Below are 18,349 nucleotides of genomic sequence, written 5' to 3'. Positions count from 1 at the left end.
CGTCAGGGTCTTTGTATCTCAGGGCATGGTCAGGACCAGCCGTCCATTGACCATGCCCGCCCGCAGCCGGGCCAGGGCGGTGTCGATATCGTCGAAGGCCATGGTTTCGATGTCGGCGCGGACATGGCCGCGCAGGGCGAAATCCACCGCTTCCTGAAGATCCGTGCGGGTGCCGACATTCGAGCCGCGGATCGATCGCTCCCAGTTCGAGATCGCGGAAATCGACACCCGGATGGTGTCGCGGTCGCCGCCGGGCAGGCCGATGAACACCACCGTGCCGCCGGGCCTGACCATGGCCAGCGCCTGTTCGAAGGCGCGCGGTGCCGTGGCGGTGACCAGGGCCGCATGCACACCGCCGCCGGTTGCGGCGATCAGTGCCGCGACCGGATCGGGGCCGGCGGCATCGATCATCCGTTCGGCGCCCAGCCTGTGCGCCTGGGCCAGACGATCGGCCGAGACATCCACCGCCACCGGCCGCAGGCCCATGGCACGGGCATATTGCACGGCGACATGGCCCAGACCGCCCACGCCGATCACCGCCACCATCTGCCCCGGCCGGGCTTCCGACCGCTTCAGCCCGCGATAGGTGGTGACGCCGGCGCACAGCACCGGCGCCAGTGCCGCCAGATCGGCGCCGGCCGGCAGCCGGGCCACGAAATCGGCCTCGGCCACCATGTATTCGGCATAGCCGCCATGGCCGCTGAAGCCGGTGGCCCCGCCTTCGGGGCAGATCGTCTCCATCCCCGCCAGACAGAAGCCGCACCGGCCGCAGGCATGGGCCATCCAGGGCACGCCTGCGGCATCGCCGATCGCCAGCCCCGACACGCCCGATCCCAGCGCCACGACATGGCCGGTGACTTCATGGCCGGGGATCAGCGGCAGCAGTGGCGGCGTTCCCCAGTCGCCGTCCACGATGTGCAGGTCGGAATGGCAGACGCCACAGGCGGCGACCCGGATCAGCACCTCGCCGGCCGCGGGCACCGGCCGCGCGATCTGGCGGAACCGCAGCCCCTGGCCGGGCTGATCCAGTATGGCTGCGCGCATCATGGTCATTGGTTTCGTGCCTCCGCCTGGTGCCTGCTCGACGATCGGGTGCCGCTGCCGGGCCCGCCGCTCAAGCAGACCGCAGCCACAGCCCGGTGTAAAACAGGAAAGCCGCCGGTTCCGGTATCTGGAATGCCGATGGGACCGGTCATCCAGCCGGCCGTACCGATGGCGGCCGGCCGGCCCATGGCGCCGACGGGGACGGCTGGCACCATCCGGCCGGACGGGGAGCCAGAATGCGATCGGCTTTTCCAATAGCGCAATCCGGGATTTTGAATTGGTCACGGGCCGCTGGCGGGTTGCAGGCTGATGGAGCGTGCCGGCCGGGTGCCGGCCGTGCAACAGCGGCCCGGCGATCGCGGGTCAGCATCCGCAAGCGGGGAACCAGCGCCCATGATCACGATCACGGCCATCATCACCGTCACGCCGGGCAGCGACGCGCTGATGGCGGCGGAGCTTCTGAAGGTGGCGGCGCATGTCCGGGCCAATGAGCCCGACACCATCGATTTCTTCATCAGCCAGTCGCGGGACAATCCCTGCCGGTTCACGACCTATGAACGGTTCACCGATGCGGCGGCGATGGACCGGCATAATGGATCGGAGGCGGTGGCGGTGTTCTTCGCCGCGGTCAAACCGCATCTGGCCGAACCGGTCATCCTTGAGACCTGCACCGAATTGTCGGCAACGTGAAGGATCACGCGCATGTCCGCCGACCTGAAGACCACGGAATACTGGACCGCTCTGGCCCGGAGCCTTCGCCCCGACACCGGGCTGTTCATCGACGGCGCTTTCGTCGATGCGGCGGATGGCCGCCGGTTCGAGACGATCAACCCGGCCGATGACAGCGTGCTCGCCACGGTGGCCCGTGGCGGTGCCATCGATATCGACCGGGCGGTGGCCTCGGCCCGCCGCGCTTTTCGAACCGCACCCTGGGCACGGATCGCGCCGCGTGCCCGCATGGCCGTGCTTTATCGTTTCGCCGATCTGATCGAGGCGCATGCAGAGGCATTTGCCGTGCTCGATGCCCAGGATATGGGCAAACCGATTGCCGAGATGCTGACCATCGACGTGCCCGGCAGCCTTGCCTGTTTCCGGTTCATGGCCGAGGCGGCGGACAAGATCACCGGCATGACCACGGCGACGGGCGAGGATGCCCTCCATTACATCCTCAGGCAGCCGCTGGGCGTGGTCGGCTGCATCGTGCCCTGGAACTATCCGTTGATGATGGCGGCCTGGAAGATCGCGCCGGCCCTGGCCGCGGGCAATGCCGTGGTTCTGAAACCCGCCGAACAGTCGCCGTTGAGCGCGCTGCTGCTGGGCCGGCTGTTCGTCGAGGCCGGCGGACCGCCCGGTATTCTGAATGTCGTGCCAGGTTATGGCGAAGAGGCGGGGCAAGCGTTGGCCCGTCATATGGATGTCGACAAGATCGCCTTCACAGGATCGGGTGAAGTTGGCGGGTTGATGATGGTTTATGCCGGCCAGTCAAATCTGAAGCATGTCTCGACGGAATGTGGCGGAAAGTCGCCGCATGTCATCATGGCCGATGTCGAAGACCTTGAGGCAGCGGTGAATACAGCGGTCGCCGGCATCTATGGCAATCAGGGCGAGGTGTGCAGCGCCGGCTCGCGCATCCTGGTGGAGCGGGCGATTCTGGGCGATGTGGTCGAGGCCTTCACGGCCCGCACCCGCGCCACGGTGCGGATCGGCAACCCGCTGGACCCGGCGACCACGCTGGGGCCGCTGGTCACGCGCAGCCACCAGAAGCGGGTGTTGAGCTATATCGACATCGGCCGCGACGAGGGCGCGCGGCTGGCCTTCGGCGGCGCGGTGCCCGCCGGCCATAACAGCGGCGCCTGGGTTGAGCCGACCCTGTTCGCCGATGTGGGCAATGGCATGCGGATTGCGAGGGAGGAAATCTTCGGCCCCGTCGGCGCGGTGATCGGCTTCGATGGGCCTGACGAGGCTTTGCGGATCGCCAATGACACGGTCTATGGCCTGGCCGCCGGTGTCTGGACGCGTGATCTGGGCAAGGCGCATCGCTTCGCCGCCGGTGTCGAGTGCGGGATGGTGTGGGTGAACGGCTATATGAACGGCGACATGACCCAGCCCTGGGGCGGCTGGAAGCAGACCGGCAATGGCCGCGACAAATGTTTCGACGCCATTGTCGCCCATACCCAGACCAAGAGCGTGTGGGTGACGCTGGGATGAGATCCGGCTGACAGGAAGTCAGCTTTGTTGTGAAAGCATGCCGACCAGCATGGACCTGTCGTTTCGGCATATCCGGTATTTCGTGGCCGCGGCGGAAGCCGGATCGGTAACGGGGGCGGCGGCGCTGGTGGGGGTGTCGCAATCCGCCGTGACTGAAGCGATCAAGTCGATCGAGCATCAGTTGGGGGTGCCGCTGCTTCAGCGCCACCCGCGCGGTGTGTCGCTGACCCATGAGGGCCACCATTTCCTGCGCCATGCCCATGCGATGATCGAGGCGCTGACCGCCGCCGGCCGCACCCTGTCGGCGGCGGGGCGGGCGCTCACCGGACGGCTGGGCGTGGGGGTGTCGCCGATGGTCGCCGGCTATTTCCTGGCCGATCTGCTGGCCCGCTTCCGCCGCACCTTTCCGGGCATCGAGGTCATGCCGTCGGAGGATCGTCGCAGTTTCATCGAGCATCTGCTGATCAATGGCGAGCTGGATGTGGCGATCCTGGTGGTGTCGGATCTTGAAGAGAAGGCGGCCCTGGCCTTCGAGGTGCTGGCCCGCTCGCAGAACCGGCTGTGGCTGCCGCCCAATCACCGCTTCCTGAAGCGCGACCGGATCAGCCTGTTCGATGTCTGCCAGGAACCGCTGATCGTGCTGACCGCCGATGATTACGGCGACAGCCTGACCCGGATCTTCCGGCGGGCCGGGCTGATGCCGCGGGTGCTGTTCCAGACCGGATCGGTGGAGGCGGTGCGCAGCATGGTGGCGACCGGCGCCGGCATCGCCATCGCCCCCGACATCGCCTATCGCCCCTGGTCGCTGGAAGGCGACCGGCTGGAGGTGCGCGGCATCGCCGATCCGCTGCCGGCCCTGGATGTGGGGGTGGTGTGGCGGCGCGGGCTGGAGCGCGCGGCGGCGGTGGATCATTTTCTTCAGTCCTGCCGGCAGGGGCAGCGCCCCGGCCATCGGGCGGCGGATTGAGCGGGGGGCGCACGGCCATGTACGATCAGCCCAGGCACGATCAGCCCTGGCACAACGCGCCCGGCACGGCCGGACAGGCCGGCACCGACCTGCTGATCGGCGGTCGGCTGATTGCGGGTGAAGGGCCGGAGCGGGTGGTGATCGACCCGTCGACCGGGCTTCAGATCACCAGCCTGCGCGATGCCTCGCTGGTTCAGGTGGACGAGGCGGTGGCGGCGGCCATGCGCGCGGCACCGGGCTGGGCCGGGCTGACACCGGCCGCGCGAGCCCGGATGCTGCTGGCGATCGCCGATGTCATCGACCGTCAGGCGCCGGTCCTGGCCGCGATCGAGGCGCGCAACTGCGGCAAGCCGCTCGGCGCGTCACGCGATGGCGAACTGCCGCGGGCGGCGGATGTCTTCAGGTTTTTCGCGGGCGCCGCGCGTACCCGCCAGGACATGGCGGCCGATGCCTATCTGCCCGGCCGCACCAGCATTCTGATGCGCGAACCGCTGGGCGTGGTGGCGGCGATCATCCCCTGGAACTATCCGCTGATGATCGCGGCCTGGAAGCTGGCGCCGGCGCTGGCCGCCGGCAACACCGTGGTGCTGAAGCCCGGCGAGGAGGCGCCCCTGTCGCTTCTGACACTGGCGGCGATGCTGGCCGACATCCTGCCCGCCGGGGTGCTGAACGTGGTGGCGGGCAGCGGCGAGGCGGTGGGGCAGGCGCTGGTGCGCCATCCGGGCGTGGCGCTGGTCACGGTCACCGGCGATCTGGTCACCGGGCGCAAGGTGCTGGATGGGGCGGCATTCGGCGTGACGCGCAGCCTGCTGGAACTGGGCGGCAACGCCCCGGTGATCGTGGCCGAGGACGCCGATATCGACCGGCTGGTGGCCTGTGTCCGCCGGGCGGGGTTCTATAATGCCGGCCAGGACTGCACGGCCGCGGCGCGGCTGTTCGTGGCGCCGGGCATCCACGACCGGCTGGTCGAGCGGCTGGTCGCGGCGGTGTCGACCATCCGCGTCGGGTCACCCTTCGATCCGGTCACCGAGATGGGGCCGCTGATATCGCCCCGCCAGCGCGACCGCGTCGCCAGCTATGTGGAACGGGCGCGGGCATCGGGCACCGCCACGATCGCGACCGGCGGCGCATCCATTGCCGGCAATGGCTGTTTCTATGCGCCGACCGTGATCGTGAATGCCGCCCCGCAGGACGAGATCGTGACCCGCGAAGTCTTCGGGCCGGTGGTCACCGTCACGCGCTCGGCCGATGTGGATGAGGCGCTGCGCTTCGCCAACCGATCGGAACATGGCCTTGCCGCATCGGTGTGGACCCGCGATATCGGCCGGGCCATGGCGTTCGGGCGCCGGCTGGATTATGGCTGCGTCTGGATCAACGATCACATGGTGTTTCCGGCCGAGATGCCCCATGGCGGCCGGCGCCGGTCGGGCTTCGGCTATGACATGTCGGTGCATGCGCTGGATCAATATTCGGTGGCCAAGCACATCCTGCTCAACGAGGATGTTCCGTCATGACGCAGCAGACGGGCAGGGGAGGGCCGCGGCGGCGATCATGCCTGCATCAGGGCATTCAGGGCATCGGTCAGCCGGTCCAGCCCTTCAGGGCTGAGGGCGGCTTCCAGGCGGGCCTGCTGGGCTGCCAGGATCGGCTGGACGCGCTGCCACGTTTCCTGGCCGCGCGGCGCCATGAAGATCAGCACCCGCCGGCGGTCGTCGGGGTCGGGGGCGCGGAAGACCAGCGATTGCGACACCATCCGGTCGATCATCTTGGTCATGGTCGGCGGATCGACCAGCACCGCATCGGCCAGGTCCGACATCGGCCGGCCCTGGGTGTCGTCGAGCAGGCCAAGCACCCGGGCGGTCGACAGGGGGATCTTTTCGGGGCGCAACGCCTCTTCCAGCTCGCGTTCGAGCGAGCGGGTGGCGCGGGCCGTGATATAGGCGATGTGATGCTCGATGGACGGCGGCACGAAGACGCTGCAACCTCGATTGCGGGGGCGGGAGGACGGCTGGACGACGCGTGGTGGACCGATGACCAGCCGGCAGGCCGGATCATTTATCCGACGCGCAGTGGTTTAGGCAAGCGACGGACATGCACGAACGGGGAAAGGGCGGGGATCGAACGGCGCCGACGACGACCAGGACGGGTGCACCCGCATGTCGGATAACCGCCGCTGACGACACCCCGGCCTTGTGCCAATCCAGGGAGAGGCTTTGATGAACATCGGACTTCTGATCCAGCGCCAGGGCCCGGCGGGTATCTGGGGGCCATCCTGCGAAACCAGCGCCCGGCTGGCCGTGGCGGAAATCAACACCGCCGGCGGCATCGGCGGCCGCGAGGTCGCGATCGACATCTTCGATGCCGGCCTGCCGCCCGAGCGTATCGCCGCGCAGATCTCGGGCGCGATCGCCGCCCGCACCATCGACGCGGTGGTGGCGATGCATCCGAGCGACCTTCGCGCGACGATGGCGGCCACGATCGCCGGCCGCGTGCCCTATGTCTATACGCCGCAATACGAGGGCGGCGAGCGGGCGCCGGGGGTGTATACCATCGGCGAGACCAGCCGTGAGCTGCTGCCCCCGGCCATGGCCTGGATGGGGGAACGAGAGCGGGTGGAGCGCTGGTTCATTCTGGGCAACGATTACGTCTGGCCCAGGCGATCGGCGGTGCTGGTCAAGGCGATCGCCGGGCGGATGGGCGCGCGGGTGGTGGGGGAGCGCTATGTTCCCTGGATCCATGGCGATTTCACCGCCGAACTGGATGCCATCCGCGCCAGTGGTGCCGATGGCGTGCTGCTGCTGCTGCTGGGCGAAGACGCGATCAGCTTCCATCGTGCCTTCGGCGAGGCCGGCCTTGCCAGTGCCGCGAGCCGGTTGTGCATGGCTTTCGACGAGAACCTGCTCTATGCCGTGGGGGAAGAGAACACCGAGCGGCTGTTCAGCGTCTCGGGCTATTTCTGCAACCTCGACACCGCGGCCAACAACAGCTTCCTCGACAGCTATCAGGCGATGTTCGGCCGACGGTCGCCGGTGCCCAACATGCTGGGGCAGTCGTGCTACGAAGGTGTGCACTTTCTGAAAAGCCTGATCGACACCGCCCCGGTCAGTGGCGGACTGACGCGGCGGCGCGACCGCTTTCATCTGGCGCATCGATCGGCCCGCAGCCACGACGCCATGGCCGGGCCGCTTGCCGTTCATCTGGCGACTGTACAAGGCATTGATTTCAAACATATCGCCTCGTTCTGACCGTGCCCTGGCCGCCGGGCCGGATTGCGGGAGCATCAGAGAGGCCGGTCGGGGATCGCACCAGGACCGGCCTCTGATCATCTCTCTTTTTTGCGGCGCATCATATAGTTGACTTTTCAACACTGACGAATTCAAATACCTGTAATGACGTCGTCGCGACGGGGAGCGTCGGAGACGGCCATTGGCAGGGAGCAGCCGACCTATGTCCAAAAACCGGACAGACCTCACCAACCGGGGCGCCGCATCGGGCAGCGTCACCCGCAGAACCTTTCTCCGCAGCACGGCGCTTGCCGCCGGCGGCCTGATCGCGGCACCCGCGATCATGCGCCATGCGGCACTGGGCTCGGACGATCCGATCCTGATCGGCAGCCTGCACGACCAGTCGGGCGCGGTCGGCACCTCGGGCGTGCCGATGGTGCGGGCGCTTGAACTTGGTATCGAGGAAGTGAACGCGGCGGGCGGCGTTCTGGGCCGGCCGCTGAAGCTGGTGCATTACGACACCCAGTCGAACATCCAGCTCTACACCCAGTATGCCCAGCAGATCGCGCTGAAGGACAAGGTGGCGGTGGTGCATGGCGGCATCACCTCGGCATCGCGTGAGGCGATCCGCCCGGTCTTCGGGCGCTACAAGACGCTGTATTTCTATAACACCCTCTATGAGGGCGGCGTCTGCGACCGCAACGTGTTCTCGACCGGCACCACCCCGGCCCAGACCGTTGAAAAGCTGGTGCCTTACGCGCTGGAGCGCTGGGGCAAGAAGGTCTACATCCTGGCGGCCGACTATAATTACGGCCAGATCACCGCCAAATGGATGGAGAAATACACCCGCGACAATGGCGGTGAGGTGCTGTCGGTCGACTTCTTCCCGCTCGACGTGACCAATTTCGGCTCGACGATCAGCAAGATCCAGCAGGCCAAACCCGATGTGGTGTTCTCGGCCCTGGTTGGCGGCAATCACACCGCCTTCTATCGCCAATGGGCGGCGGCAGGGCTGAAGGGCTCGATCCCGATCGCCTCGACCACCTTCGGTCTGGTCAACGAACTGGCGGCGCTGGAAGCCTCGGAAAGCGACGGTATTATCAGCGGTTACGGCTATTACGAGGAACTGACCACGCCGGCCAGCACCAAATTTACTGGCGCGCTGAAAGAGAAATTCCCCGGCATCCCCTATATCAGCGAACTGGCGGCCTGCACCTATGAAGGCTTCCATCTGTGGGTCGAGGCGGCGAAGAAGGCCCAGTCGATCGACCGGATGAAGGTCACCGAGGCGCTGGAAGAGGGCATGAGCTTCGACGGTCCGACCGGCACGGTCACCATCGATCACAAAACCCATCACACCGTGCGCAACGCCTTCCTGGCCGAAGCCAAGGAAAAGCTGTGGAGCGTGGTCGGCAGCTATCCCGACCAGCCGCCGGCCGATACCGCGGCGGTGTGCGACCTGATCGCCAACCCCCGCGATACCAAGCAGTACGTCATCTCGCTCTGACAGGGGACAGGCTCATGGATCTCGCAGCCGTCCTGACCCTGGATGTGCTGAACGGCATCGCCTCGCTGATCCTTCTGTGCACGGGGCTCGCCGTCATCTTCGGGATGATGAAAATCATCAACCTTGCCCATGGCGAATTCCTGATGCTGGGTGCCTATGCCACGGTGGTGGCGGTGGATAGCGGCATCAATATCTGGATCGCCATGCTGGTGATCTCGCCGGTCTTCGTGGGGTTGGTCGGGCTGGTGGTGGAGCGCACCTTCATCCGCCTGCTCTATGGGCGGCTGGTGGATTCGATGCTCGCCACCTGGGGCCTGAGCCTGTTTCTCGTGGGCCTGATCACCACCATCTTCGGCAACACGATCAAAAGCGTGCCGTCGCCGCTTGGCGGTTTCACCATCGGCGCCTATCGCAGCAGCCAGTACACTGTGTTTCTGGTGGTGGTGGCGGCGCTGCTGCTGGGCGGATTGTGGCTGCTGATGCGCCGCACCCGCTTCGGGCTGATCGCCCGCGCCACCATGCAGAACCCCGACATGGCGGCGGCCATGGGGGTCAGCCCGCCCAAGGTCTATATGGCGACCTTCGGGCTGGGGGCCGCGATCACCGGCCTGGCCGGCGGCCTGCTCGCCCCCGTGGCCGGCGTGCTGCCCACCATGGGCGCCGCCTATATCGCCAAGGCCTTCATCACCGTGGTGGCGGGCGGGGCATCGGTGATCACCGGCAGCGCCACGGCATCGGGGCTGTTCGGCTTCATCAATCAGTCCGCCTCGTATCTCACGACCCCGGTGATCGGCGAGGTGTTCCTGTTCGTGTTCGCGATCGTGCTGATCCGCCTGTTGCCCCAGGGCATCTCGGGACGCTTCTTCAGGGGGAGCCTCTGACCCATGCCCACGCCAAACGCAAACCTGACCAATGCGGGCCTGACCAGTGCGGGCCTGACCCATGCCAATCTGGCAAAAGCTGCCCAGACCCTGGGCATCGTCGCCGCCGCTGCCCTGGTCGTGTTCATGCCGATGATGGTCGAGCTGTTCGACCTGATGCAGTACACCATCTTCGCGGTGATGGGCATTCTGGCGCTCAGCCTGGGCTTTATCTGGGGCTTCGGCGGCATCATGTCCTTCGGCCAGACCGCCTTTTTCGGTCTGGGCGCCTATACCTTCGCCGTCACCGCCATCAACACCGATGGCGGCTGGTCGGCGGTGGCGCTGGCGGTGCTGGTGCCGGCGGTGTTCGCGGCGGTGCTCGGCTATTTCATGTTCTATGGCCGGATCAGCGACGTGTATCTGGGCGTGATCACGCTGACGGTGACGCTGATCCTGTTCAACGTGGTCAACAGCACCGCCGGTGACGCCTATACCATCGGCGACGCGCCGCTTGGCGGGTTCAACGGCATCCCGGCGGTGCCGGGGCTGTCGATGCCGGGAAACCCCGACTATTTCTTCGGACCGGAGGAGAACTGGTATCTCTCGGCCGGGTGTCTGCTGCTGGTCTATCTGCTGCTGAAGGGCGTGCTGCGCACCCATTTCGGCCGGGTGGTGGTGGCCGTGCGCGAGAACGAGACCCGGGCCGCGCTGCTTGGCTATGACCCGCGGATCTACAAGCTGCTCGCCTTCGTCATCGGCGGCGGCGTGGCGGGGCTTGCCGGCTGCCTGTTCACCAATTGGGGCGCCTTTGTCAGCCCGACGGTGTTCAGCCTGTCGACCGCGGCGCAGATCATCATCTGGGTGACCATCGGCGGGCTCGGCACCCTGCTGGGGCCGGTGATCGGCTGCTTCCTGATGCAGTATCTGATCCTGCAGATCGGCACCCAGCAAAGCTTCAATGCCGATCTGGTAATGGGCGCCATTCTGCTGGCCTTCGTGCTGGCGATGCCGATGGGGCTGGTGCCGATGGCGCGGCTGCTGGCCTGGCGGGTGATCGAGCGGCTGTGGCCGGCCGGCGCCGGCGGCCGGGACGCCGACACCGCCGATGCCGCGCCCGATGCCCGCATGGCCGAGGGGGCGAAGTGACATGACCATCCAGGACACCACCGCCGCCGACGGCATCCTGCTTCAGACCAGCAATCTGACCATGCGCTTCGGTGGCGTGGTCGCGGTCAGCGATGTCAGCCTGACCCTGCGTGAATTGGAACTGCGCTGCCTGATCGGCCCCAACGGCGCCGGCAAGAGCACCTTCTTCAAGATGCTGACCGGCCAGTTGAAGCCCAGCACCGGTGCCATCAGCTTCCGCGGCGCGCCGATCGCCGGCGATGATCCGCATGCGATCGCGCGGCGCGGCATCGGCATCAAGACCCAGGTGCCGAACGTGTTCGATGGCTTGAGCGTGCGCGAGCATATCTGGCTGGCGGCGCGGCGCCAGCATCTGGACCGGCGGGCCAACGACGTCGTGGCCTCGGTGCTCGACCGTATCCGGATGACGCATCTGGCCGGCGCCCAGGTTGGGCGTCTGTCCCATGGTCAGCGGCAATGGGTGGAGATCGGCATGGTGATCGCCGGCGATCCGGACCTGATCCTGCTGGACGAACCGGCGGCGGGCATGACCCATGACGAGGTTCTGCGCACCGCCGAGATCATCCGCGATATCAACCAGACCAAGGCCTTGATCGTGGTCGAGCACGACATGCAGTTCATCCGGATGATCGCCAAGACCGTGACCGTGTTCAATCAGGGCGCCGTGCTGGTGGAAAGCACCGTCGATGCGGTGCTGGCCGATCAGCGGGTGCGCGACGTCTATCTTGGCAAGAAGGTGCATTGAGATGGCGGAGCTGTTGTCGGTTCAGGGGCTGCGGTCGGGCTATGGCCGTATCCCGATCCTGATGGGCATCGATTTCACCCTGGCGCCGGGGGAGTTCCTGGGGATTCTGGGCCATAACGGCATGGGCAAGACCACGCTGATCCGCAGCCTGATGGGCTATCTGCCGGCCACCGCCGGGCGGATCACGCTCGATGGCCGCGACATCACCGGTGCCAAGCCGGCGCAGAAGGCCGCCGCCGGCATCGGCTATGTCCCGCAGGGCCGCCAGATCTTCCCCGATCTGTCGGTGTTTGAAAATCTGCGGATGGGACAGGCCGGAAAGTCGCGTGAGGACAAGGCGGTGATCGACCAGGTGCTGAGCCTGTTTCCGCGCCTGACCCGGCTGCTGGACCGGCGCGGCGGCGCGCTGTCGGGCGGCGAACAGCAATTGCTGGCGCTGGCCCGGTGCCTGTGCACGCAACCCCGCATCATTCTGCTCGACGAGCCGACCGAGGGCATCCAGCCCAACATCCTGGATGAGATTGTGGAAACCCTTCAGGATCTGCGCCGCCAATCGGGTATCGCGATGATCCTGGTCGAACAGAACCTGGAATTCCTGACCGCCCTCTCGGACCGGCTGCTGATCATCCAGAAGGGGGTGATCACGGACGAGGTCTCGCCGGAAATGATGGCGGATCCGGAGCGCATTGCCGACTTTGTCGGCATGCACGCGTGAAGACCGACGACTTTGTCGGCATGCACGCGTGAAAGATCGACCTCGACAATACCCACAAGGCCCCCGCCAGACTTTCAGTGAGACGACCGGGCCCGACACGGGTGGCGCGACCAGCAGGTTCGCGCCACGACACCCAGCCTTTGACCTTTTCGTCCCCAGCCTCTGGCTTCATGTTCAAGGACAACGGAGACAACCATGTCCGTCACCCGCCCCAATGTCGACCAGTTGACCGATCTCGCCGCCGGTCTCGGCATCACGCTGAGCGCCGCCGAGGCCGCCGAATATCTGACCCTGATGGAGGGCAATTTCGCGGCCTATGATCTGATCGACGCGCTGCCCGACAACATTCCGGTCGTCACCTATCCCCGCACCCCCGGCTATCGCCCGACGGGTTCAGAGAACAAGTACAACGCCTGGTATGTGAAGTCGGAGGTGAAGGGTGCGGCCAGTGGCAAACTTGCCGGCCGCACCGTGGTTCTGAAGGACAATGTGGCCCTGGCCGGCGTGCCGATGATGAACGGCGCCTCGACGCTGGAAGGTTATATTCCGGCACTCGACGCCACCATCGTCACCCGCATGCTCGACGAAGGCGCCACCATCGTCGGCAAGGCGACCTGCGAATTCTTCTGCCTGTCGGGTGGCAGCCACACCTCGCAGCCCGGCCCTGTGCACAACCCCTACAAGTATGGCTATTCCGCTGGCGGATCGTCTTCGGGTAGTGCCGCGCTGGTCGCGGCGGGCGAGGTCGACATGGCGATCGGCGGCGATCAGGGCGGCTCGATCCGCATGCCCTCCTCACTGTGCGGCCTGTATGGCATGAAGCCCACCCATGGGCTGGTGCCCTATACCGGTGTGATGCCGATCGAGGCCACGATCGACCATACCGGCCCGATGACCAATTGTGTCGCCGACAACGCGCTGCTGCTGGAAGTGCTGGCCGGCGCCGACGGGCTGGACCCGCGCCAGTATGCGCCTGTCACCGCCGTCTATACCGAGGCGCTGGGCAAGGGCGTCGCGGGCATGAAGATCGCGTTGCTGAAGGAAGGCTTCGAGGTCGCCAATGGCGATCCGGCGGTGTACGACAAGGTGCGGGCGGCGGCCGAGAAGCTGGCGGCACTGGGTGCCGAGATCACCGAAATCTCGATCCCCGAGCACTTCACCGCCGCCGCGATCTGGGGGCCGATCGCGCTGGAGGGCCTGCAGTGGCAGATGATGCACGGCAACGGTATGGGGATGAACTGGAAGGGCCTGTACAATGTCGGCCTTCTGGACGCCCATGCCGGCTGGCGGCAGCGGGCCGACGAGTTGTCACCGTCGCTGAAGATTTCGATGTTCATCGGCGAATACTTCATCCAGAAGTATAATGGCCGCTTCTATGGCAAATCGCAGAACATCGCCCGGCTGGTGAAGGCGGCCTATGACGCGGCCCTGGCCGAATACGACCTGCTGCTGATGCCGACCTGCCCGATCGTCGCGCCGGAACATCCCGGCCCCGACGCCTCGCTGACCGAATACATCACCAAGGCCTTCGCGGTGCTGGGCAACACCCAGCAGTTCGACGTGACCGGCCACCCGGCGATGACCGTGCCCTGCGGCCTGATCGACGGTCTGCCGGTGGGCATGATGCTGGTCGGCAAGGATTACGACGAGAGCACCATCTATGCCGCCGCGGCCGCTTTCGAGGGCGTCGGCGACTGGAAGACCTTCTGATCGGGTGACGACGTCTGGCGGCGGTGCAGCCAGGTATGACGGAGCACGACGACCGCCAACGAAGACAGGAAACAAGGGCCGCTTTTCAGGCGGCCCTTGTTTCTGTGCACATCCGGGCGCGGAAATTCTGGTCGTCTCTACTGCGGATCGGCGACCCGCTTGTACAAATGCCCAAGCAGTTCCGCGAAGTCTTTCGGATTCCGGGCATCCATGAGGACTTCGAATGTCTTCTGAAGATCCTGCTCCTGCTGGTGGAGCAGCGGACGCAGCGTGTTGAGCAGGCTTGCACCCTTATGGGTCAGCAGCACCTTGACGCGGCGGCGGTCGGCCGGATCGGCTGCCCTGTAGACCAGGCTGTCGGATATCATCCGGTCGACCACCTTGGTCAGCGTCGAGGCATCGACAAGAACAGCCCTGGCGAGTTCAGACATGCTCAGTCCTTCGCCTGTATTGTCGAAGGCCAGGGTCTGAAGCACCCGAAGCTGATCCACAGGCAGCTTCATTGGCCGCAGATTTTCTTCCAGGTCGCGCTCAAGCTGCCGGTTCAGGCTGGCTAAAAGAAACCCGATATTTGTTTGAAGCGTGTCGCCGGACATCATCATTTCCTCATCGCTTCCCGGCGGAGCCGAAAGAGTGCAGTCATATCAGAACAGCGGGCATATCAGAACAGCGGGCATATCAGAACGACGGGCATTCCGGGATGGGGCGGATCAGGAGATGTCCACAGCCACCTGCCTGTGTTTCGATACCAAAAAACCGGCAGCCCGTCAGCAATCTCCGCTGTCGAGCGGCTGCGGCAAAAGGCGCGTCCTTTGTCTGCCGTGGGGTTCTGGAGATATCAGAAGCGGGCAATGATCGCGAAGGACATGCCATCGGCTTCAGCGATATAGACCGGCAGGCGCCGTGCCAGATTGCTCATGCTGGTGTCGAAGCGCGCCGATCGATACGCCACCTGGTTCATCGGCAGATGCAGAAGGCGTTGCGGATCGGTCGTCTCACCCATCTGAAGCAGACCGAGCGAAAAGCTGATGCCTTCATAACACGACTGGCCGTAGAAATTCGGAATCGGCGCATAGCTCCCGAAGGATGACCAATAACGTTCCATGAAGGCCGTATTGGGTGGCGTGCGGGATGCGGCGAAATAACAGGCGCCTGCATAAAGTCCCTCCATGGCAGCGGGGGCGAGACTGGTCAGAACGGTTTCGTCTGTGGCGATGGCGCATCGCGGGATCAGCGCCGCAAGTCCGGCGTCACCATAGGCCCGATAAAACGGAATACCCTGATCACCGACCAGGAAACACAGCACCACATCCGGCTTTGTTCTCCGGATGTCTTCGATGGCGCGTTGATCCCAGATGTCGGAGGCGTTCAGCGGGCGCGCCAGCATACCGACCACATGGCCACCGGTTGTCGAGATCATCCGGCCGGCCATCGGCATGCTCCGCCGGGGCCAGCGATAGTCGCTGCCGATCAGGAAGAAGCGCCGGGCGTGGAAGCGCTGTTCGATCCAGGCGAGCATGGGTGGGATCAGATGATCATCCGTGGAGCTGACCGCGATTGTCGGCTCGGGCTCGTCCCTCTCATAGTTCGGCGTATAGATGAACGGCACGCGCCCGGCCACGGCAAATGATATGGCGCGCCGCGCATTGGAGGCGACCATTGCCACAATTGCCGATACGCCGTCGACATCGATGAGATCACGCGCAAGTCGCGTGGCCGATGCCGGTTCCCAGCCGGCATCGCGGACAACCAGATCAATTTCGGCGCCGCGAATACCGCCGGCTGCATTGGCCTCGGCTGCGCCGAGAATTGCACTGTTTATGCAGGACGGAGCCCAGACGCCGGTTGGCCCGCTCTGAGAGATCAACAGGCCGATCTTGATCTTTGTCATCAGCGTTGCCCCCTGAGAGTCCAGACAGCATAGGAATGACGCGAATCCTCATCAAGAGACATCGGTCTGCGACGCCGCCGGCACGTCCGGCGATCGGTACGGATAGAAATATATTTCCTTTGCAATAATGTCATCTGACAATTACGAATAAGACAGTACCTGATGAGAGCGGGGCTTCCGTGACGTGTGGGATGAGCGCGTCCGGGCGCCAGCCACGGCGAATGCCCCCAGACAGGTACGACTCACCGACATGCATGGCAGGAGGCGGAACGATGCATATCGAACCGGGCATTGTTGATGGTGCGAAGATCATTCTGAGTTACGGGACGGCTGCGGGGGCCGGACTGGTGGCATTGAAGGCCGGACGTGACGATGTCATGAGGCGTGGCGCGACGTCGTTCGCGGTGCGCGGCGGTATTGCCCGTCATTGTTCTGGGGCTTTTTCAGGTGTTGCCGCATCCGCCTGTGGGTGTGTCGGAGGTGCATCTGATCCTTGGATCGACCTTGTTTCTTCTCTTCGGCGCGGCGCCGGCGGCAATCGGTCTCGCGCTGGGTCTGCTGGTCCAGGGGGTGGCTTTCGCCCCGTTCGATCTGCCGCAATACGGCATGAACGTCACGACGCTTCTTGTGCCACTGTTTGCGCTGTCTTACGTCGCCGACCGGCTGATTGCACCTCAGACGCCCTATGTCGACCTTGGCTATCGTCAGGTGCTGGCCTTGTCGGTGACCTATCAGGCCGGCATCGTCGCCTGGGTGGCCTTCTGGGTGCTCTATGGCCAGGGCGTCACCATGGCCACGCTGCAATCGGTCTCTGCCTTCGGGGCTGCGTATCTGGCGGTCATCCTGGCCGAGCCGCTGATCGATCTGGGCGTGCTGGCCATCGCGAAGTCCATGCGGGGCGGCCTGGTCCTGGAGCGCCGGCTGCACGCTTCAGCATGACAAAGGCGCTTGCTGGCAGCAAGAGCCTGTCTGCACGCCTTGGGATGGTCTCGCGACGAGAAGGACATGATCGATGAATGGCATTCATGATCTCGGTGGCATCGACGGCATGGGACCGGTCGGGCCGACAGGTTGGGAGCCGCCCTATCATGCGGCCTGGGAAAAGGCGGCCTGGGCGCTGTTTCCCTTTGCCGCCCGCGCCGGCATGTTCGGGCTGGACGAGTTCCGCAGGCATCTGGAGAAGATGCATCCGCTTCATTACCTGACCGCCTTCTATTACGAACACTGGGTCGAGGCGGTGGAGCGGATCGGCACCGAGAAGGCCTATTGGTCGCGCGGGGAACTCGACAAGCGGATGGCCTATTATCTGGACTATCCGGATGTGCGCCTGCCGCCCAATGATGATCCAGCCCTTGTCGATTTCGCCGAGTGGGCGGTCAAGAACGGCTTTCCCGCGGCGCGCGACGTTGGCCACGAGCCCAAATTCGCGATCGGCGACAGGGTGGTGGTCGACGCCTCCGTGCCCCGCCATCACCACCGACGGCCGCGCTACACGATGGGCCGTACCGGCGAGATCGTGATGTATCACGGCGCCCATGTCTTTCCCGACACGACCGGCAATGGCCAGGGTGAGACGGCCGAGCATCTCTATACGGTGCGGTTCACGCAGGCCGAGCTTTTCGGATCGGCGTATGCCGACCCGAATGCCTGCCAGCATACCGATATGTGGGAACCCTATATCACGCGCGCACAGTCCTGAGGGGTAGGCAGATGACCCGTGTCAATCTCGTTCACACGCCGCGCACCGAAGAAGAAATCACCGCGCGCGTCAAAGCCATCGAATCGATTCTGATCGAGAAAGGATTGATGTCGGAAGCCGGCGTCGACCGGTTCGCCGAAATCTACGAACATGAAGTCGGGCCCAACCTTGGCGCCCAAGTGGTGGCCAAGGCCTGGACCGATCCAGACTTCAAGGCACGTCTGCTGAAGGACGCCACGGAAGCCTGCGCGGAACTCGGGATCGGCGGGTTGCAGGGCGAGCATATGATCGCCGTCGAGAACACGCCGGCCATCCACAACGTCGTCGTGTGCTCGCTGTGCTCCTGTTACCCGTGGCCGGTGCTGGGCCTGCCGCCGAACTGGTTCAAGTCGATGCCCTATCGGGCGCGGATCATCCGGGAACCGCGGCTCTGTCTGAAGGAGGATTTCCGGCTCGACATCCCGGCCGAGACCGAGATCCGGGTCTGGGATTCGAATTCCGAGATCCGCTATTGGGTGATCCCGCAGCGCCCCGACGGAAGCGAAGGGATGAGCGAAGACGCGCTTGCCGGCCTGGTCACGCGGGATTCGATGATCGGCACCGGCCTGACGCGGACCGCCTGACGCCGGC

17 protein-coding genes and 1 pseudogene are annotated in these 18,349 nt (G+C 65.2%); 14 read left to right on the top strand and 4 right to left on the bottom strand.

Features of this window, described 5'->3' with window-relative positions:
* Positions 1–18: 18 nt before the first annotated feature.
* The gene (locus tag WG924_RS05235; protein ID WP_345931965.1) at positions 19–1,053 is read right to left on the bottom strand and encodes an alcohol dehydrogenase catalytic domain-containing protein; all 1,035 of its coding nucleotides are present in this window, start codon (positions 1,051–1,053) and stop codon (positions 19–21) included.
* 384 nt (positions 1,054–1,437) lie between these two features.
* Between WG924_RS05235 and WG924_RS05230 the strand changes: the two genes are divergently transcribed.
* Genes WG924_RS05230 through WG924_RS05215 form a run of 4 tightly spaced genes read left to right on the top strand, consistent with a single transcriptional unit; the run spans position 1,438 to position 5,733 of the window.
* Positions 1,438–1,734 carry a putative quinol monooxygenase gene (locus WG924_RS05230; protein WP_345931964.1) on the top strand — a complete coding sequence of 99 codons (297 nt, stop codon included), beginning with the start codon at positions 1,438–1,440 and terminating at the stop codon, positions 1,732–1,734.
* A gap of 12 nt (positions 1,735–1,746) precedes the next feature.
* Complete coding sequence (locus WG924_RS05225; protein WP_345931963.1) at positions 1,747–3,252, top strand: aldehyde dehydrogenase family protein; 1,506 nt, start codon at positions 1,747–1,749, stop codon at positions 3,250–3,252.
* Between the two features lie 49 nt (positions 3,253–3,301).
* Positions 3,302–4,219 carry a LysR family transcriptional regulator gene (locus WG924_RS05220; protein WP_345938082.1) on the top strand — a complete coding sequence of 306 codons (918 nt, stop codon included), beginning with the start codon at positions 3,302–3,304 and terminating at the stop codon, positions 4,217–4,219.
* Positions 4,220–4,236: 17 nt separating this feature from the next.
* On the top strand, positions 4,237–5,733 hold the full coding sequence (locus WG924_RS05215; RefSeq protein WP_345931961.1) for an aminobutyraldehyde dehydrogenase: 1,497 nt from the start codon (positions 4,237–4,239) through the stop codon (positions 5,731–5,733).
* 35 nt (positions 5,734–5,768) lie between these two features.
* Here the strand turns inward: WG924_RS05215 and WG924_RS05210 are convergent, their stop codons facing one another.
* On the bottom strand, positions 5,769–6,188 hold the full coding sequence (locus WG924_RS05210; RefSeq protein ID WP_345931960.1) for a MarR family winged helix-turn-helix transcriptional regulator: 420 nt from the start codon (positions 6,186–6,188) through the stop codon (positions 5,769–5,771).
* Positions 6,189–6,435: 247 nt separating this feature from the next.
* On the opposite strand from WG924_RS05210, the gene WG924_RS05205 reads away from it, so the two are divergent.
* The 7 genes from WG924_RS05205 (at position 6,436) to WG924_RS05175 (ending at position 14,129) form a co-directional block, all read left to right on the top strand.
* Positions 6,436–7,464, top strand: a complete 1,029-nt coding sequence (locus WG924_RS05205; protein ID WP_345931959.1) for a substrate-binding domain-containing protein — start codon at positions 6,436–6,438, stop codon at positions 7,462–7,464.
* 202 nt (positions 7,465–7,666) lie between these two features.
* On the top strand, positions 7,667–8,950 hold the full coding sequence (locus WG924_RS05200) for an urea ABC transporter substrate-binding protein (protein ID WP_345931958.1): 1,284 nt from the start codon (positions 7,667–7,669) through the stop codon (positions 8,948–8,950).
* A gap of 14 nt (positions 8,951–8,964) precedes the next feature.
* Positions 8,965–9,831, top strand: a complete 867-nt coding sequence (locus WG924_RS05195) for an ABC transporter permease subunit (protein ID WP_188582008.1) — start codon at positions 8,965–8,967, stop codon at positions 9,829–9,831.
* Between the two features lie 3 nt (positions 9,832–9,834).
* Positions 9,835–10,959, top strand: coding sequence for an ABC transporter permease subunit (locus tag WG924_RS05190; protein ID WP_345931957.1), 1,125 nt, complete (start codon positions 9,835–9,837; stop codon positions 10,957–10,959).
* 1 nt (position 10,960) lies between these two features.
* The gene (locus WG924_RS05185; RefSeq protein ID WP_345931956.1) at positions 10,961–11,704 is read left to right on the top strand and encodes an ATP-binding cassette domain-containing protein; all 744 of its coding nucleotides are present in this window, start codon (positions 10,961–10,963) and stop codon (positions 11,702–11,704) included.
* A 1-nt stretch (position 11,705) separates the two neighbouring features.
* Positions 11,706–12,419 carry an ABC transporter ATP-binding protein gene (locus tag WG924_RS05180; RefSeq protein WP_345931955.1) on the top strand — a complete coding sequence of 238 codons (714 nt, stop codon included), beginning with the start codon at positions 11,706–11,708 and terminating at the stop codon, positions 12,417–12,419.
* Between the two features lie 195 nt (positions 12,420–12,614).
* On the top strand, positions 12,615–14,129 hold the full coding sequence (locus WG924_RS05175; RefSeq protein ID WP_345931954.1) for an amidase: 1,515 nt from the start codon (positions 12,615–12,617) through the stop codon (positions 14,127–14,129).
* Between the two features lie 137 nt (positions 14,130–14,266).
* On the opposite strand, the gene WG924_RS05170 is transcribed toward WG924_RS05175, so the two are convergent.
* A complete protein-coding gene (locus tag WG924_RS05170; RefSeq protein WP_345931953.1) occupies positions 14,267–14,725 on the bottom strand; it encodes a MarR family winged helix-turn-helix transcriptional regulator in 459 nt (152 codons plus the stop codon).
* A gap of 242 nt (positions 14,726–14,967) precedes the next feature.
* Positions 14,968–16,020, bottom strand: coding sequence for a substrate-binding domain-containing protein (locus WG924_RS05165; protein ID WP_345931952.1), 1,053 nt, complete (start codon positions 16,018–16,020; stop codon positions 14,968–14,970).
* Between the two features lie 272 nt (positions 16,021–16,292).
* Between WG924_RS05165 and WG924_RS05160 the strand changes: the two are divergent.
* The 3 genes and pseudogenes from WG924_RS05160 to nthA all read left to right on the top strand — a co-directional run bounded on the left by WG924_RS05160 (position 16,293) and on the right by nthA (position 18,342).
* Positions 16,293–16,959: pseudogene (locus tag WG924_RS05160) on the top strand (energy-coupling factor ABC transporter permease).
* A gap of 73 nt (positions 16,960–17,032) precedes the next feature.
* Positions 17,033–17,719, top strand: a complete 687-nt coding sequence (gene nthB / locus WG924_RS05155) for a nitrile hydratase subunit beta (protein ID WP_345931951.1) — start codon at positions 17,033–17,035, stop codon at positions 17,717–17,719.
* A gap of 11 nt (positions 17,720–17,730) precedes the next feature.
* Positions 17,731–18,342, top strand: coding sequence for a nitrile hydratase subunit alpha (nthA, locus tag WG924_RS05150; RefSeq protein ID WP_345931950.1), 612 nt, complete (start codon positions 17,731–17,733; stop codon positions 18,340–18,342).
* The last annotated feature ends 7 nt before the right edge of the window (positions 18,343–18,349 follow it).

The sequence above is a fragment of the Tistrella arctica genome (assembly GCF_039630945.1).
Classification (GTDB): Bacteria; Pseudomonadota; Alphaproteobacteria; order Tistrellales; family Tistrellaceae; genus Tistrella; species Tistrella bauzanensis.
This window is presented reverse-complemented; position numbering and strand designations above follow the sequence as displayed.

What these genes read in the sequence shown, in the direction of transcription:
- WG924_RS05235 (WP_345931965.1), bottom strand. Translation starts at nt 1,053, where the DNA reads ATGACCATGATGCGCGCAGCCATACTGGATCAGCCCGGCCAGGGGCTG.
- WG924_RS05230 (WP_345931964.1), top strand. Translation starts at nt 1,438, where the DNA reads ATGATCACGATCACGGCCATCATCACCGTCACGCCGGGCAGCGACGCG.
- WG924_RS05225 (WP_345931963.1), top strand. Translation starts at nt 1,747, where the DNA reads ATGTCCGCCGACCTGAAGACCACGGAATACTGGACCGCTCTGGCCCGG.
- WG924_RS05220 (WP_345938082.1), top strand. Translation starts at nt 3,302, where the DNA reads ATGGACCTGTCGTTTCGGCATATCCGGTATTTCGTGGCCGCGGCGGAA.
- WG924_RS05215 (WP_345931961.1), top strand. Translation starts at nt 4,237, where the DNA reads ATGTACGATCAGCCCAGGCACGATCAGCCCTGGCACAACGCGCCCGGC.
- WG924_RS05205 (WP_345931959.1), top strand. Translation starts at nt 6,436, where the DNA reads ATGAACATCGGACTTCTGATCCAGCGCCAGGGCCCGGCGGGTATCTGG.
- WG924_RS05200 (WP_345931958.1), top strand. Translation starts at nt 7,667, where the DNA reads ATGTCCAAAAACCGGACAGACCTCACCAACCGGGGCGCCGCATCGGGC.
- WG924_RS05195 (WP_188582008.1), top strand. Translation starts at nt 8,965, where the DNA reads ATGGATCTCGCAGCCGTCCTGACCCTGGATGTGCTGAACGGCATCGCC.
- WG924_RS05190 (WP_345931957.1), top strand. Translation starts at nt 9,835, where the DNA reads ATGCCCACGCCAAACGCAAACCTGACCAATGCGGGCCTGACCAGTGCG.
- WG924_RS05185 (WP_345931956.1), top strand. Translation starts at nt 10,961, where the DNA reads ATGACCATCCAGGACACCACCGCCGCCGACGGCATCCTGCTTCAGACC.
- WG924_RS05180 (WP_345931955.1), top strand. Translation starts at nt 11,706, where the DNA reads ATGGCGGAGCTGTTGTCGGTTCAGGGGCTGCGGTCGGGCTATGGCCGT.
- WG924_RS05175 (WP_345931954.1), top strand. Translation starts at nt 12,615, where the DNA reads ATGTCCGTCACCCGCCCCAATGTCGACCAGTTGACCGATCTCGCCGCC.
- WG924_RS05170 (WP_345931953.1), bottom strand. Translation starts at nt 14,725, where the DNA reads ATGTCCGGCGACACGCTTCAAACAAATATCGGGTTTCTTTTAGCCAGC.
- WG924_RS05165 (WP_345931952.1), bottom strand. Translation starts at nt 16,020, where the DNA reads ATGACAAAGATCAAGATCGGCCTGTTGATCTCTCAGAGCGGGCCAACC.
- nthB (WP_345931951.1), top strand. Translation starts at nt 17,033, where the DNA reads ATGAATGGCATTCATGATCTCGGTGGCATCGACGGCATGGGACCGGTC.
- nthA (WP_345931950.1), top strand. Translation starts at nt 17,731, where the DNA reads ATGACCCGTGTCAATCTCGTTCACACGCCGCGCACCGAAGAAGAAATC.